We start from the raw sequence: 14,707 nt of genomic DNA, 5'->3' as shown, positions 1-14,707 counted from the left end.
ACTGCTAAAAAAACATAATCACATGTTGACGCTATGCCCTGGCGGCGGCATCAAGGCAGCTAATCTTAGACTGACAGGTTTCCCATGGCTTCGCGCGCATACAGCATTCCCAACCTACTCACCTATGGCCGCATCCTCGCGGTTCCTGTCATCGTTTTGTGCTTTTTCATCGAAGGGAAACTGGAAAGCTCGGATTTCGCGCGCTGGACGGCATTGTGGCTGTTCATCATCGCCTCGCTGACCGATTTCCTCGATGGTTATCTCGCACGTATCTGGAACCAGACGTCGAATATCGGCCGCATGCTGGACCCGATCGCCGACAAGCTGCTGGTCGCCTCTGTCCTGCTTTTGATGGCTGCGGATGGCACCATTGCCGGCTGGTCGCTCTGGGCGGCCATCACCATTCTCTGTCGCGAAATTCTGGTTTCGGGCCTGCGCGAATATCTGGCGGCGCTGAAGGTCAGCGTTCCCGTCACCCGCATCGCCAAGTGGAAGACCACCATCCAGATGGTCGCCATCGCCTTCCTGCTTGCGGGTCCTGCGGGCGACAAGGTTCTGCCCTACACGACCGAAATGGGCATTACCCTGCTGTGGATCGCGGCGGCGCTGACCATGTATACCGGTTATGATTACTTCAAGGCCGGCCTGAAGCACATCGTGGACGAAGACTGATGACACGGATCGTTTATTTCGCCTGGGTTCGCGAGAAGATCGGCACCGACGAGGAAGAGCTGGACATCCCCTCCTCCGTCACCACCGCCGGCGAGTTGATCGCCTGGCTTGCGACGCGCGGTGAAAATTACGAAGCCGCCTTCGAATTCCCCAATGTGATCCGCGTCGCCGTCAATCAGGAACATGTCGAGCATGATGAAAGCATCGTCGGCGCGCGCGAGATCGGCATCTTCCCGCCGATGACGGGGGGATGAGCGGATGCAGCCGACGGTCCGCGTGCAGGCAGAGGATTTCGACGCTGCGGAAGAAACCCGCCGGCTGACGGAAGGTGACAGGAGCATCGGCGCGGTCGTGGCCTTCACCGGGCTCTGCCGGGATGATGGCGGCACGCTTGCGGCGCTGGAGCTTGAACACTATCCCGGCATGGCGGAGGCGGAAATAACCCGCATCGCCAAACTCGCCATGGAGCGTTTCGGCCTTCTCGGCCTCACCGCCATCCACCGCCACGGCAAGATCGCCACCGGCGAAAATATCGTCCTCGTCATCGCAGCTTCATCGCATCGACAGGCCGCCTTCGATGGCGCCAATTTCGTGATGGATTATCTTAAGACATCCGCTCCGTTCTGGAAAAAGGAACATGGCAAGGATGGCTCGGCGGGCGACTGGGTTGCGGCGAAGACGACCGATGACACGGCGAAGGACAAGTGGCGATAGAGCATTTCCAGGAAAAGTGGAGCCCGGTTTTCCGTCCGGAAATGCGACGAAACAAAGAGTTAGAGCGCTTTCGCGATTCGAAGAAACGCGAAAGCGCTCTAGGGGCCAGACTCAGGGCGCTTCCACCCTGCTGCGCATGACAATCAGCCAGCCGACCAGCATCGCCAGAACCACCGCATCGCGCCAGGCGGCCGGTCCGTAACCGACCCAGAAAGTTTCCGCAAAGCCGACGGCGGCGGCCCCAAGGCCGCAGATGAGCGGACTGGCATAACCGCCCGCCGCCGAAATCAGCACCACCTTCAGCCCAAAGACCAGACCGGCGCCGAAATCCATGGTGCCGTAATAGAATGTGGCCAGCACGCCGGCGATGGCAGCAACGAGGCCCGCCGCGCAATAGGAGACGAGAAATATCCGACCGGCATTCACCCCGCATAAAGCGGCGGCGAAAGCATCGTCCGAGACCGCCTTCCAGCGCCTGCCGAAAGCGGAACGGCCAAGATAAAGCGAGCCTGCGAGAATGAGCAGGCAGAAGGCCGCCGTGTTCAGCATCTGCATCGGCGTCAGGGTCACAGCAAAGCCGCCAGCGGCCCAGAAGCGCACCGGCTGAGATAGAAGCGGCGGCAGCCATAGTTGCCTTGTGTCGGCGGCCAGCCTCGCACTTTCGGTCAGCGCGATCAGCACGCCGACGGAGGCGACGGTCACGGCATTGGGAGAGGCTTTCGCCAGCGGCCGCATCACCGCCCTGCCGACAAAACCCGCCGCCCACAGCCCACCCAACAGGCCCGCCCCTGCCCCGAGCGCCAATGTTGCCGGCAGAACCAGCCACAGCCGGTTCCAGCCGAAATCGGCAAATAACAGGCAGGTCTGGCCGGCAAAGGCGAATATGGCGCCATAGGTGACATCGGCGCGTTTGGTGACCGAAAAAGCGATGGCATAACCAAAGGCCAGAACCGCATAAAGCGACGCGACCGGCACGGCATTCAGCAATTGTTGCAGGAAATAGGCCAAGCGCGTCCTCCCGCCATGATTATAACTGTTAAAACCCATTTTGACAGTTATAATGTGCAGCATGACCTTTCGCTGGACAGAACATCGTTTCGCAGGCGGCGCATTGGCGCTGGATGTCGCCAATAGCGTGATCCTGCGCTCGGATGCGGCAAAATCAGTCGACCGTTTTGCCGCGCCGGCGCAGATCGCGGCCTTTGCCGAAGCGGCCACGAGGCTCGGTGCGGAACGTGACAGGTTTCCCGCGCTCATCGCGCCCGAGGCGGAAAAGCAGGCGGTTTTTCTCGATCTTCGCGAGGCTGTCGACGATTATTTCCGCGCCGCCATTACCGGCGACGACGATGACGACAAGAGGCTGGCCGGGCTTCTCTTCGCTTGCGGCACGGCACTGCGGACGTTTCCGATTGCCGAAAGCCTCGGCAACGCCACCGCCCATTCCGCCCTCTCGCTACTTGCCGGCGAGACACGGGAGCGGCTGCGGATCTGCGGCAATTGCGGCTGGCTTTTCATCGACCGCAGCAAGAACAGAAGCCGTATCTGGTGCGATATGGCGGTGTGCGGCAACCGGCAGAAAGCCAGCCGGCACTATCACCGGAAGAAGGACGTGCGATCATGAGAAGAATTGCCCTTCCCTTGCTGGCGATTGCGGGGATGCTCGCTCTTTCCGGCTGCCAGCGGGACGAGCCGCGCGAAGTGGCGAAGGTTTCCGGCCGGATGTTCGTTTTCAACTATCGCGTCGCCATCGCCACCTATCTGGTGACGCTTCAGCGCATCGCGCCGGTTCGCGATGGCAGCACGGTGGAAGCGACATTCGAAAACCCGCGCGGCGGTCCAGACCTCACCAGCCGCGAGAAGATTTTCCCGAAAGACGAAAAGATCACGGTTCAGAGCCCACCGGTGGAATGTGTGAAGCAGGACCGGCCCTATAAGGTCACCATCCGCATCAAGGGGCCGGAAGGCGACATCCTTCAGACCATCGAAACCACGATCCGCTCCGACACCGACCAGTCGCTTCTTCCCGCCAAGCCGCTGGTGGTCGGCCCGCTTTATACGCCCAATCCGGAGGTGTTCAAACCGGATGGCACGACGGATATGCGACCGGTTCAGGGGTGTCCGGCGTTGTGAAAAAAAAACGGAGCCTTTCGGCTCCGTTTCTTCGAGTCTTTTCAGCAGCTTCACACAATCGCTTGCAACAGCGATTCAAGCCGTTGAGATTTTGAATCAGCCGACGATTTCGGTTTCGGCGAACCAGTAAGCGATTTCCTGTGCGGCGGTTTCCGGGGCGTCGGAGCCGTGAACGGAGTTTTCGCCGATGGAGAGCGCGAAGGTCTTGCGGATGGTGCCTTCAGCGGCCTGGGCCGGGTTGGTGGCGCCCATGATTTCGCGGTTCTTGAGGATGGCGTTTTCACCTTCCAGAACCTGAACGATGGTCGGGCCGGAGGTCATGCCTTCAACGAGTTCGCCGAAGAAGGGACGCTCTTTGTGAACGGCGTAGAAGCCTTCGGCTTCGCGCTTGCTCATCCAGACGCGCTTGGAGGCGACGACGCGCAGGCCGTTGTCTTCAAATACCTTGGTGATCGCGCCCGTCAGGTTACGCTTGGTTGCGTCCGGCTTGATCATCGAAAATGTGCGTTCAATCGCCATATGTCCGTTTCCTTTTCCTTCAGAGAAAGTGGGCGGTCTTTACCCGCCCAAAGGCCCGAAAACAAGGGGGATCGACGAGATTGCGACGATGATGCCAGACATTTCACGCCGCTGTCACACTGCGGCCTCTCGCATCGTAGAGATCGAGGCAGCCTTCGAACCAGTCCCGCACGGGGTCGTTATCGGCGAACAAATCCGCCCCGGTGGTGATCCGCGCCCATTGCAGCGCGCCGAACACGATGTAATCCGCAAAAAGCGGCGATGTGCCGCCGATGAAAGGCTGAAAGCTCAACATACGCCGGATCGGCGCAAGCAATGCCGGAAAGGCTGCGATTTCCGCCTCGCGGTTCGCCACCACATCCTCGAGCGGGCGGCCGAGCGCTTTCGTGCGGCTATCGCGAAAATAACGGCGGTCCGGCTCGTCCAGCATATTATGGATATCGAGCACGGCGATGCGGACGATGGCCGGGTGAAGCACCGTCTGCGACCAGCTTTCGACGAAACGGGCCATGGCCTTGCCGCCCTCGCCGTTAAACAGCGACGGGCGCTCGGGGTAAGCCTCGTCCAGGTAAAGCGCGATTTCAAAACTGTCGCTCACCAGCTCGTCACCGTCGCGCAGGATCGGCACGGTCTTCGAAAACCCGTCCTCCACCGTCGGGATCACCGTGAAGGGTAAAGGCCGCTCCTCGAAATCCAGCCCCTTATGCGCCAGCGAAAGCACGGTTTTCCAGCAATGGGGAGAAAATGGCCGGGAAGTATCGCTTCCGCATAGCGAATAGAGCGTTCTGGAAGTCGTCATGGGCTGCCCCTCTTCTGCAACATCGATGGAGCGATATAAAAACGGTCGCCGCCCGAAATCAAATCAGGATTTGTCATATTATCGATCAAGGAACGCTTGGGGGGACACCCGCCTTCTGCAACGCGGAATTTATGCTTCGTGACGGCAAAATTCTTTGTGGATTTATTCTATTTTAAACCGTCGCTTGTAAGAATAACGTCGTTCAACAATCGGTTATCGCCGGTCTATTCATAATAATCCATTGCTATTGGGGCTGTCAGTGACGACATCGGCGGGCGATAAAAAACGCGAACAGGCAAGAAGCGCTCTTGTCGTTACCAAGATCACGCAGTTCATCGCCAAGATGAATATTGCACCTTTACCGCGCAATTATGAATTGATCTATGAAATATTGTCCGGACACAATCCGGCCATGGGCCGTGACATTCTCGCGCTCGGCAATGCGCCGCAGCAGCATGAAATCGACCTCATCGGCCAGCGGCACAATCTGCCCGGCTTTTCGCGCATCGAAGCCGAACAGATGGCAAGCGAGGCCTTCGATACACTGACGCAGATTTCCGCGCGGCTGGATGCGAGCCTTCAGCGCACCGAAACTTTCCTGGCCAGCCTTGAGCAGGATGAGGATGGCGAGCCGCCCGCAATGGAGCGCTTCGTCGATTTGCTGGGCGATATCCACGAAGAACAGACGAGCCTTCGGCATTTCATCGCCATGGGGCTGGTGAAAATCCGCGAGGTTGAAAGAAACCGGGGGGAGCTTCAGGCCGCCTCGCTGCGCGATGCGCTAACCGCGCTTCCCAATCGGGCTGCCTTTCTTGAAAAACTCGGCGGCCTGTTTTCAAAGGACCGCGCCGCCTCCGCCACCACGCTCGCGCTGCTGGATATCGACCATTTCCGGGAAATCAACGGCAAATACGGCTCCGCCGCCGGCAACAAGGCACTCAGAAGGCTTGCCGCCCTGTTTCGCAAAACCATCAAGAAGGACGATTTCGTCGCCCGTATCGGTGGCGATGAATTCGCCTTCCTGTTTGCCGGCGTGCCGCAGAACACGGCCGAGGCCATTGCCGAGCGGTTGCGGCAAAGCGTGGAGGCGCTGCGTTTCGTGACGCAGGAAGGAGACGGCGAACATCTGACCGTTTCAATCGGCGTCGCCGCGGTGGATGGAACCGCAACGCCCGCCGAATTTTTCAGCCATGCCGAACTCGCTCTGCTTTCGGCCCGCTGCGGCACGCGCAACTGCGTCGTCGGTTATTCGCGGGAGGTGGCGCAGCATAGCCGCAGCAGCTATCTGGCGCAGCTCGGCGATTGACACTTTAATCTCGCCCGATGTGGCGCAGGCGCTCTTGCCTTGGCCAAACAGTTCGGCCAAAACGGCGCCATGATTACGATTACCGATCTTTCCGCCCGTATAGCCGGGCGTCTGCTTCTCGACCATGCCAGCGTGACGCTTCCCGCCGGTGTGAAGGCGGGCCTTGTTGGCCGCAACGGCGCCGGCAAATCCACCCTGTTCCGGGTCATCACCGGCGATTTCTCGGCGGAAAGCGGTTCGGTGACAATCCCGAAACAGGCGCGCATCGGCCAGGTGGCGCAGGAAGCCCCAGGCACCGAAGAATCGCTGATTTCCATCGTGCTTTCGGCCGACAGGGAGCGCAGCGCGCTTTTGGCCGAGGCGGAAACCGCAACCGATCCGCACCGTATCGCGGAAATCCAGATGCGGCTCGTCGATATCGACGCCCATTCGGCGGAAGCGCGCGCCTCCAGCATTCTTGCCGGCCTCGGTTTCGATCACGAAGCGCAGCTTCGCCCGGCCTCCTCCTTCTCCGGCGGCTGGCGCATGCGCGTGGCGCTCGCCTCCGTGCTGTTTGCCGAACCCGACCTTTTGCTGCTCGACGAGCCGACCAACTATCTCGACCTCGAAGGCACGCTCTGGCTGGAGGATTATATCCGGCGTTATCCGCATACCGTCATCATCATCAGCCACGACCGCGATCTTCTCAACAATGCCGTCAACTCCATCGTGCATCTGGACCAGAAGAAGCTGACCTTCTATCGCGGCGGTTACGACCAGTTCGAGCGGCAGAAGGCCGAGGCCGACGAATTGCAGATGAAGGCGAAGGCGAAAAACGACGCCGCGCGCAAGCACCTGCAAAGCTTCATCGACCGTTTCCGCGCCAAGGCCACCAAGGCGCGGCAGGCGCAGAGCCGCATCAAGGCGCTGGAGCGCATGGGCACCGTCGCCGCCGTGATCGAGGATCACGTCCAGCCGATCACCTTCCCGGAGCCGGAAAAACAGCCCGCCTCCCCCATCGTCGCCATCAATGGCGGGGCTGTGGGTTATGAGCCGGGCAAATCCATTCTGAAGCAGCTCAATCTCAGGATCGACAATGACGACCGCATCGCGCTGCTCGGCTCCAACGGCAACGGCAAATCCACCTTCGCGAAATTCATTTCCGGCCGGCTTGCGCCACAGGCGGGCGATCTTCGCGTCGCCCCTGGCCTCAAGATCGGTTTCTTCGCGCAGCATCAGCTCGATGACCTCGTGCCGGATGAAACGCCGGTCGAACATGTGCGCAAACTGATGCCGCTGGCCCCGGAGGCGCAGGTGCGCTCCCGCGTGGCGCAGATGGGTCTTGCGACGGAAAAGATGGCGACGGCGGCAAAGGACCTTTCCGGTGGCGAAAAGGCCCGGCTTCTGATGGGACTTGCGGCCTTCCACGCGCCGAACCTGCTCATCCTCGACGAACCGACCAACCATCTCGATATCGACAGCCGCCGTGCGCTGATCGAGGCGCTGAACGACTACAGCGGCGCGGTCATCCTCATCTCGCACGACCGCCATCTCATCGAGGCGACAGTGGACCGGCTGTGGCTGGTGGCTGACGGCACGGTCAAGACCTTCGAAGGCGATATGGAGGAATATCGCGATCTCGTCGTTTCCTCCGGTAAGAAGAAGGAAGACAAGACCGACGCCGCGGCCGATCAGGCTTCCAAAGCCGATCAGCGCAAGGCAAGCGCGGAAAAGCGCGCCCAGCTCGCGCCGCTCAAGAAAAAGATCAACGAAATCGAATCCCTGACGGCAAAGCTTGAGAAACTGATTCAGTCGCTCGACACGGAACTTGCCGACCCGGCGCTATATGAAAAAGCCCCCGCCAAAGCCGCGCAGAAAGTCAAAGAGCGCGGTGAGGCCGCCAGCAAACTTTCCGACGCGGAGGAGCAATGGCTGCTGCTTTCCAGCGAGTATGAGGAAGCAATGGCGGGGTGATGCGCGGCGAGAAGGGTCTTTTCAGCCCAAGGACTTGGGCTGGCTGGATTCCGGCTCAAGGCCGGAATGACGGAGATTGACAACCCAAGGCATACGGCGACCTCCCATGAAGCCGCCGGACCCTATTGACAATCTTACTTGGCGCCGATGGCGTTGAGGCCTTCGCGGGCGCATTCGGTGTCTATCGCGCCCGACGGCGCGCCGCCGACGCCGATGCCGCCGACCAGCGCTTCGCCGATCTTGATGGGCAGACCGCCAGCCTGAACGACCAGACGGTCATCCATGGTACGCAGCCCTTCATTGGCGGGCTTGGAGGCGACGAATTCGGCGATTTCGCCGGTATCGCGGCCGAGCGATGCGGCAGCAAAGGCCTTGCCGGTTGCGCTGGAGACCGTGTGCGGGCCGGAGCCGTCCGCCTTCAGCACCATCTTGGTGGCGCCGTCGCGGGCGACGATGGCAACGGTGACGGCGTTGCCCTTGGTCGAGCAGGCCTGAAGCGCAGCCTTGGCCGCCTTTTCCGCCATTTCGAGCGGCAGATAAGGCGCGGTCGGCAGCGTCTGCGCCAATGCAGCCGAAGGAGCGATCAGGGCGGAAGCGATGAGAAGGGTGCGGATCATTGAGAGGTCCTCTTGCTTGATGAGGACTGCAGCTTAAGCGGATGGCGTTCCGCCGCTAATCCGTAAGACTTGCCGGCGGCTCGGTAGTTCTACCGATCCGCCCCGGCTTCCAGCCAGAGCCTTGTCATTTCCGCCTGCGAGGTGGTGCCGAGCTTGAGGCCGATGGCGGCGCGATGGCTATCCACCGTGCGCGGCGACAGGCCAAGCCCGTCAGCGATCTGGCGCGAGGTGAAACCGAGGGCGATGCGCTCGAGTATCTCCCTCTCCCGTGCGGTCAGCAGCGATAAAAGCGCCATGGTCTCGGCCTGCAGCGCTTTTGCATCGAGCGTGCGGGCCAATATCCGATGCGCCTTCTGAATCGCGTCGATGAGATCCTGCTCATCCACGGGCTTGGAGAGAAAATCCACCGCGCCATTGTGAAAGGCCCGGCGGCAGGCTTCGATATTGCCGTGACCGGAAATGATGATGACAGGCCAGTCGATCCCTTCTTCCGTCAGCTTTTCCTGCAGCTTCAATCCGGTAATGGCTGGCATACGGATATCGAAGATAAGGCAACCCGGTTCGAGCCCGGATAGCTGACCGAGAAATACCACCGGATCGGCAAAGCCCTTCGCCTTGATGCCGACGGTGGACAGGAGCAAGATCAGCGCCTTGCGCACGGCGTCATCGTCATCGACGAGATAGACGGGCAGCGTCATGGGGTCTGTGCCTCCGCTGCAATCGGCAGGGCAACGCGGAAAAGCGCGCCATTCTCACACTCGACATAGCGGATTTCGCCGCCGGCGCGCTCCACCAACCGCTGGCTGAGGGCAAGTCCCAGACCCATGCCGTTCGTTTTCGTGGTGGCGAAAGGCGTAAACAGCCGGTCGCGCAGGCCCGGTGCGACGCCGGGGCCGTTATCGGCAACTTCGAGAAGGGCCAAATCACCGCTCCGGCTCAATCTGGCGGTAATCGCGCGTCTACCTTCGATGGCAGTGAGCGCATCGAGCGCGTTGCGCAGCAGATTGAACATGACCTGCTCTATTTCAACGGGATCGACCCGCACCAATAGCGGAGCATCAGGCATCTCGATGTCGATGCTGGCCTCATGACGGGCCGCCTCGCCGGCAAGCAGCGCATCGACGTTGCGCAGAGCGGCGCGCAGATCATGCGCCGCCACCGGTTGACGGTGCGGCAGCGACCAATTGCGAAACCGGTCGAGCATATTGGCGGCGCATCGCGCCTGATCGATCATATCGTCGAGGGCACCGGAAAGGGCCGCGACATCCTGACGGGCAAGCAGCCGCCGCCCGGCCTGCGCCTGCGCCAATATCGCCGTCAAGGGCTGGGTCAGTTCATGGGCAAGGCCGCTTGCCATCTCTCCGAGTGCATTGACCCGCGAAGCATGGGTGAGCCTCGCCTCCATGCCACTCAGTTCGGCCCGTCTTTCGGCGGCGCGCATGCGCGTCCTCTGTCTCGCCATGACAGTGCCGAGCAGGAAAACGATGCTCGCCCCAGCCATGCCCGCCAACAGGGCACGCCCCGGCAAGAGATCGCGCCAGGTGATCGAGAGCGCGACTTCGAGCGTAAGCGGCTGGGTGGCGCTGCTGAGCTGCCGGACATATTGCGGTGCTTCCGGCATCGAGGGCGGGCCGAACAGGAGCGTACCGTCAGGCATTTTGAGCCGGATCACCGCCTGTTTCGCCGACCAGAACGGAGTATCGGACGCCAGAAGCCGCGCGGCATCGACGGCAAGCACCAGCACTTGCGAGGCCGTCTCGCTATTGGGGCTGCGCTTGACGATCATGTAGTGGCCGGGCCTGAGATCGCTCGCCACCAGGGCGGGCCGGCCGGTAAAGACTGACGCCGCCTTGCGGATCGCCGCTGCCAACTCGTTTTCCAGCGGCCGGGTGCCGATAACAGGCCCCGCCTCATTGAGGGAAACCAGCTGAACCTCATCGATGCGCGGGTAAAATTGCAGAATGGGTGCCGCGACATCGAGCAGCAGGCCGTAGTCCGCCCCCTGCTCCGTCTGCGCCACCGCCGAAAGCGCCGTCACATGGGCATCATGCTGATCGGCCCGGCGGGATGCCTCGGTCTGCAATGCATCGCTCTGCCGACCCAACTCGCCGAGCAGGCTGACATATTGATAAGCCGCCAGAGCCCAAATGACGGCCGCCATGAGTAATGCCCAGGCCAGAAACAACCTGAGAAAACTCCATCCTGTCAGCAGCCGCGGATTGTCCGCCGTGTGTCTGTCGCCTGATACGGCATGGGCGGCTGCGCGAAGCGAGCGGCCAGCGCTATCCGCGCCCCTGGCAGCCTCATTCGGCAGGTGCTCGGCCGGCTTTCCGGGCATGTCGTTCCATGCATCGTTGTTTTCAAGCATCGGCTCGCCCGCATGACCGGTAAAGAGGGTCATAACATTCGTTCATCAAAGGACTTTTCTCAGCACAGACCGGGAAAACATTCAATCCGGCCCCAGCCGAATTTACCCCTGATCAGGAAGACCCAAAGGGTCCCCTCGCGTTAGGCGCACGCCCTTTGAGGCTGCAACCGGTCGAGCGGTACGGCGGGGGAATAAAGATAACCCTGCCCGAAGCGAATGCCCATCTGCATGAGGAGCCGGCTCTGTTCCTCGGTTTCTATGCCTTCCGTCACCAGCTTTGCGCCGTAACGCTCCGCACTCTCGAAGGCGAGCGCAATGGCCTCCCTGAACCGCGACTGGTCGAGCCTCGATGTCATCCAGTGATCGATCTTGACCTCTTCGAACGGGAACCGCGCCAGCAAAGTGAGGGCGGCATAACCGGTACCGAAATCATCGAGCGCCAGCCGGACGCCTGCGGCAATCAGCGTATCGAAATTCTGCTGTACGACATCGGTGGTCGGTATCCTGCTCATCTCCGTCACTTCGATCGAGAGGCGATGCGCCGGCACCGCCATTTCGTGCAGCAGCGCCACGACCCGGTCTGCGAAATGCGCGCTCGCAAAGGACGAAGCGGAAATATTCACCGCCAGATGAAAATCCGCCTCGAGGCCGTGCAGGTCGCGAAGATCGCGCACGACGGCTTCGATCGTCGACCATTCGAATTCCACCAGCAGCCGATGGCGTTCGGCGATCTCCAGCACATAATAGGGCGAAAGCGCCTGCCCCCGCGCATCGACCGCGCGCAGCAGCGCTTCGGCGCCGATCATCCGGCGATTGCGCATTTCGAATTTCGGCTGGTAAAAAATGGGCGGCGTGCCGGATTTTATCCAGTTGACCAGCATCTGCCGCACCGCCTCGTCCCGTGTCGCTTTCTCGGCAAAGGAGAAGGGGAAAATCTGCACCGGATGATCGCTTCCCTTCAGCGCGAGGCTGAGGTGCCTGAGGAAGGAAGCCACGTTCTGCCGGGAAAGCCGGTCCAGATTCGCCGCCCCGATTTTGAGATGCGGCACCGGCCCCGCCTCCGCCGAGCGGCAAAATGCGCTCAACCCGTCATGCAGATGCATCATGAGTTTCGCACTTTCGGACTTCTCCAGCGAAATGCCGCGCATGACGACCGCAAGTGTCGTATCGCCGAACATGAAGCTGCAGGGCGTATTGGATCTGCACAATAGGCCGTCTTCCCGGTCGCAGATTTCCCGCGCCAGCCTCGGCCAGAAAAGATCGCTCCAGTCCTCGCCCTCGCAGGCGGCGACATCGGCAATATTGACGATCTCGATCAGAATGAGCGCGTGCGGAACGGCCGGCTCCTGCCGCATCGTCGTTTCTATATGGTCCTTGAGGGCGCGCCGGTTGGGCAGGCCGGTCAATGAATCCGTCCGTGCCGCCGCCTCGCGTCTCTTTGTCTCTTCCCGCGCCCGCGCCTCGCTGCGCAGCAGGATGAACAGGCAGACGATGATCGGCAGGCCGACGGTGACCGCGCCCAGGGTTCGGCGACCGATATTGCTGAAAAATACCTCCTGATTGATCGTTCCGAGGCTATATGTCAGCAAAACAGCAAGCAAAACGGCAAAAACTCTGACCGCAAATACACCGATGACATCACGGGCGCCGAGTTCGGCGAGACGACGCTTTCGCATCCAGCCATACATCATGATCCCGAAGGCAGAGATGACGGCCATGTCCATCAGGGCCGGAAAAAACAGGGCAGTGCCGCCGAACAGCAGACGCCCGGCGGCGATAAGGGCAAGACTGATCAGCCCGCCCTGCCAGGACCCCAGCACCCCGGCCAGAAACAGCAGGTCGGAGCGGATATAGGGTTTGGAGGGCAGCTTGATGAACTCGGACACCAGCAGTGTCAGCAGAAAGCCCGCCATTCCAAAAATAATGCCGTAATAGATTTTATAGCGGGGATCCTCGAGGGCTATGTTTCGCCGCAGAAGGATAAACACGGACACCATGCCAACCACGGCGGCCGCCTGAAGCAGCAGGAATGGAAGCTCGGCAGCCGATGCTGCCGCTTGTGCGGCGATCAATTCCATCATCTGCATTCCCCGGTTATTATTTGTTCTGGCGCCGGCATTCCGGCACATGGCCTTCACAAATCCTGCTTCGTGCAGGACAGAATTTATAACACATCGCTCAACTTTCAGGGCCCTAAGCCGATATCGCGGCTTCGACGCCGCAAAGCTCCGCTGGTCCGATAATCGTCGCCATATTCCCGGAGGCGAGCACCAGCCGGTCGCGTCCCTGACGCTTCGCCTCGTAAAGCGCCATATCGGCCCGGTTCACCATCTCGTATATGATTTCCCTGCCGTCACCGGAAACGGCAATGCCGAGGCTGACCGTGACGATTTCCCGCCCGTCGGGACGGTTGAGATGGGGTATGGCCTCGTCGATCACGGCCAATCTGAGCCTTTCGCCGATGGCGAGCGCGGCGGAAACGACGCAATTGTCGAGCAGAACCACAAATTCTTCCCCACCATAGCGTGCGACGAAACTTCTGTCGCCATCGTCCTTCCGCAAGCCGCCGCGCAACCTGCCGGCGATCCTGCGCAGGCAATCGTCGCCAGCCAGATGGCCCTCCGAGTCATTATAGTTCTTGAAATAATCGACATCGATTAAGATGAGCGCGCGGGGCCGGCCGCTGCCGCCCGAAGCCTCGCTCGCCGCCTCGTCAAAGCTGCGGCGGTTGCGAATGCCGGTGAGCTGGTCGGTATTGGAAAGCTGCTGAAGCTCGTGATTTGCGTTCTGGATCCGCTGCAGCAGCGTCTTTTCACGCAACGAGGCGAGATAATCCCGCCTTTCCACCTGCTCGATGCGATAGGCCGCAAACAGCGAGACGGCGCTGATCCCGACCGAGCACATGATGGCCGGTATTCTGGCTACTTCGCTCGTCACGGCGACATATTGCATGCCACCGATGAAAACCGCCATGCAGCCGACCGTTCCGAGGACAGCGAGCGGAAACGGCTTGCGGTGTATCGTATTCATGTAGAGGACGACGGTGACGATGCCCATGTAATATTCGCTCGCCGAGGCGGTCTTCGCACTGGCATATATGTACATCAGTGACGCCACGACCAACATGCAGCCCAGCCCGTGCAGGACCTCATGCGCCACGGCATCGGCGCGCGCCCTGAGCGCATAATACCGGGCTGGAAAATAAAGAAACAGAAGCGGCGTGATGACAAGCAGACGGACCGTCAAATCCAGCCAGATGATCTCCGGCACCAGATTCATGTCTACAAACACGTACAGATTGTAGAGGATGGCGCCGAAAATCAATCCATATGTATTGAATTGACGGCTGCTTTCATTGACTTTGCGAACGAAGCCGGACGAACGGTCATCTTCAAGTAAAATCACCACGCACCCGCTCTTCAAAAATCTACTCAAGCGAAATCTAAAATTATTATGGATATTCTCAGAATATAACTCAAAAAATCAATATTAAAACCACTCAATAGAGAAAAATAACACTTTAAATTACGGAAAAATATTTGTAATCATCGAATATTACATCATCAAAGAATACACATGTCGAAATTTGTTATGACGTTACCGCTTGAAAAAAGACGTGCCGCGTGGAA

At 60.1% G+C, this 14,707-nt stretch carries 15 protein-coding genes; 7 read left to right on the top strand and 8 right to left on the bottom strand.

Annotated features, from left to right (window positions below; all coding sequences use genetic code 11):
• Positions 1-84 precede the first annotated feature (84 nt).
• The 3 genes from pgsA to ACQZ5N_RS00460 are packed head-to-tail and all read left to right on the top strand — an operon-like array spanning position 85 to position 1,386.
• Positions 85-672: a CDP-diacylglycerol--glycerol-3-phosphate 3-phosphatidyltransferase gene (pgsA, locus tag ACQZ5N_RS00470; RefSeq protein WP_059752461.1), complete on the top strand. Its 588-nt coding sequence runs from the start codon at positions 85-87 to the stop codon at positions 670-672.
• A complete protein-coding gene (moaD, locus tag ACQZ5N_RS00465; RefSeq protein WP_065654069.1) occupies positions 672-926 on the top strand; it encodes a molybdopterin converting factor subunit 1 in 255 nt (84 codons plus the stop codon). The genes pgsA and moaD overlap by 1 nt, the downstream gene beginning before the upstream one ends.
• Positions 927-930: 4 nt before the next feature.
• Positions 931-1,386, top strand: a complete 456-nt coding sequence (locus ACQZ5N_RS00460) for a molybdenum cofactor biosynthesis protein MoaE (RefSeq protein WP_059752456.1) — start codon at positions 931-933, stop codon at positions 1,384-1,386.
• A gap of 111 nt (positions 1,387-1,497) precedes the next feature.
• Here the strand turns inward: ACQZ5N_RS00460 and ACQZ5N_RS00455 are convergent, their stop codons facing one another.
• Entirely contained in the window at positions 1,498-2,394 is an 897-nt protein-coding gene (locus ACQZ5N_RS00455; RefSeq protein ID WP_448731780.1) for a branched-chain amino acid ABC transporter permease, read from the bottom strand.
• Between the two features lie 52 nt (positions 2,395-2,446).
• On the opposite strand from ACQZ5N_RS00455, the gene ACQZ5N_RS00450 reads away from it, so the two are divergent.
• Together ACQZ5N_RS00450 and ACQZ5N_RS00445 are read left to right on the top strand one after the other, a co-directional pair.
• On the top strand, positions 2,447-3,007 hold the full coding sequence (locus tag ACQZ5N_RS00450) for a CGNR zinc finger domain-containing protein (RefSeq protein WP_448731779.1): 561 nt from the start codon (positions 2,447-2,449) through the stop codon (positions 3,005-3,007).
• Positions 3,004-3,516, top strand: coding sequence for a hypothetical protein (locus ACQZ5N_RS00445; RefSeq protein WP_448731778.1), 513 nt, complete (start codon positions 3,004-3,006; stop codon positions 3,514-3,516). Before ACQZ5N_RS00450 ends, ACQZ5N_RS00445 begins: the two co-directional genes overlap by 4 nt.
• A gap of 96 nt (positions 3,517-3,612) precedes the next feature.
• Here the strand turns inward: ACQZ5N_RS00445 and ndk are convergent, their stop codons facing one another.
• Both ndk and ACQZ5N_RS00435 read right to left on the bottom strand, forming a co-directional pair.
• On the bottom strand, positions 3,613-4,035 hold the full coding sequence (gene ndk, locus ACQZ5N_RS00440) for a nucleoside-diphosphate kinase (RefSeq protein ID WP_003496769.1): 423 nt from the start codon (positions 4,033-4,035) through the stop codon (positions 3,613-3,615).
• A gap of 103 nt (positions 4,036-4,138) precedes the next feature.
• A complete protein-coding gene (locus ACQZ5N_RS00435) occupies positions 4,139-4,834 on the bottom strand; it encodes a glutathione S-transferase family protein (protein ID WP_020813408.1) in 696 nt (231 codons plus the stop codon).
• Between the two features lie 259 nt (positions 4,835-5,093).
• Between ACQZ5N_RS00435 and ACQZ5N_RS00430 the strand changes: the two genes are divergently transcribed.
• Positions 5,094-6,140, top strand: a complete 1,047-nt coding sequence (locus ACQZ5N_RS00430; RefSeq protein WP_448731777.1) for a GGDEF domain-containing protein — start codon at positions 5,094-5,096, stop codon at positions 6,138-6,140.
• Positions 6,141-6,209: 69 nt separating this feature from the next.
• The gene (gene abc-f, locus ACQZ5N_RS00425) at positions 6,210-8,093 is read left to right on the top strand and encodes a ribosomal protection-like ABC-F family protein (RefSeq protein ID WP_448731776.1); all 1,884 of its coding nucleotides are present in this window, start codon (positions 6,210-6,212) and stop codon (positions 8,091-8,093) included.
• 134 nt (positions 8,094-8,227) lie between these two features.
• On the opposite strand, the gene ACQZ5N_RS00420 is transcribed toward abc-f, so the two are convergent.
• The 5 genes from ACQZ5N_RS00420 to ACQZ5N_RS00400 form a co-directional block, all read right to left on the bottom strand.
• Positions 8,228-8,710: a GlcG/HbpS family heme-binding protein gene (locus tag ACQZ5N_RS00420; protein ID WP_020813405.1), complete on the bottom strand. Its 483-nt coding sequence runs from the start codon at positions 8,708-8,710 to the stop codon at positions 8,228-8,230.
• Positions 8,711-8,799: 89 nt separating this feature from the next.
• Positions 8,800-9,408: a response regulator transcription factor gene (locus tag ACQZ5N_RS00415; protein ID WP_448731775.1), complete on the bottom strand. Its 609-nt coding sequence runs from the start codon at positions 9,406-9,408 to the stop codon at positions 8,800-8,802.
• Complete coding sequence (locus ACQZ5N_RS00410; RefSeq protein WP_448731774.1) at positions 9,405-11,111, bottom strand: sensor histidine kinase; 1,707 nt, start codon at positions 11,109-11,111, stop codon at positions 9,405-9,407. Before ACQZ5N_RS00410 ends, ACQZ5N_RS00415 begins: the two co-directional genes overlap by 4 nt.
• A gap of 107 nt (positions 11,112-11,218) precedes the next feature.
• Complete coding sequence (locus ACQZ5N_RS00405; protein WP_448731773.1) at positions 11,219-13,159, bottom strand: EAL domain-containing protein; 1,941 nt, start codon at positions 13,157-13,159, stop codon at positions 11,219-11,221.
• Positions 13,160-13,271: 112 nt separating this feature from the next.
• A complete protein-coding gene (locus ACQZ5N_RS00400; protein ID WP_448731772.1) occupies positions 13,272-14,486 on the bottom strand; it encodes a GGDEF domain-containing protein in 1,215 nt (404 codons plus the stop codon).
• Between the last annotated feature and the right edge of the window lie 221 nt (positions 14,487-14,707).

It is taken from the genome of Agrobacterium sp. 22-221-1, from assembly GCF_053522445.1.
This window is presented reverse-complemented; position numbering and strand designations above follow the sequence as displayed.

Bases quoted from the DNA above. Each gene is read 5' to 3' on its own strand.
- pgsA (WP_059752461.1), top strand. From the start codon at position 85: ATGGCTTCGCGCGCATACAGCATTCCCAACCTACTCACCTATGGCCGC.
- moaD (WP_065654069.1), top strand. From the start codon at position 672: ATGACACGGATCGTTTATTTCGCCTGGGTTCGCGAGAAGATCGGCACC.
- ACQZ5N_RS00460 (WP_059752456.1), top strand. From the start codon at position 931: ATGCAGCCGACGGTCCGCGTGCAGGCAGAGGATTTCGACGCTGCGGAA.
- ACQZ5N_RS00450 (WP_448731779.1), top strand. From the start codon at position 2,447: ATGTGCAGCATGACCTTTCGCTGGACAGAACATCGTTTCGCAGGCGGC.
- ACQZ5N_RS00445 (WP_448731778.1), top strand. From the start codon at position 3,004: ATGAGAAGAATTGCCCTTCCCTTGCTGGCGATTGCGGGGATGCTCGCT.
- ndk (WP_003496769.1), bottom strand. From the start codon at position 4,035: ATGGCGATTGAACGCACATTTTCGATGATCAAGCCGGACGCAACCAAG.
- ACQZ5N_RS00435 (WP_020813408.1), bottom strand. From the start codon at position 4,834: ATGACGACTTCCAGAACGCTCTATTCGCTATGCGGAAGCGATACTTCC.
- abc-f (WP_448731776.1), top strand. From the start codon at position 6,210: ATGATTACGATTACCGATCTTTCCGCCCGTATAGCCGGGCGTCTGCTT.
- ACQZ5N_RS00420 (WP_020813405.1), bottom strand. From the start codon at position 8,710: ATGATCCGCACCCTTCTCATCGCTTCCGCCCTGATCGCTCCTTCGGCT.
- ACQZ5N_RS00415 (WP_448731775.1), bottom strand. From the start codon at position 9,408: ATGACGCTGCCCGTCTATCTCGTCGATGACGATGACGCCGTGCGCAAG.
- ACQZ5N_RS00410 (WP_448731774.1), bottom strand. From the start codon at position 11,111: ATGACCCTCTTTACCGGTCATGCGGGCGAGCCGATGCTTGAAAACAAC.
- ACQZ5N_RS00405 (WP_448731773.1), bottom strand. From the start codon at position 13,159: ATGATGGAATTGATCGCCGCACAAGCGGCAGCATCGGCTGCCGAGCTT.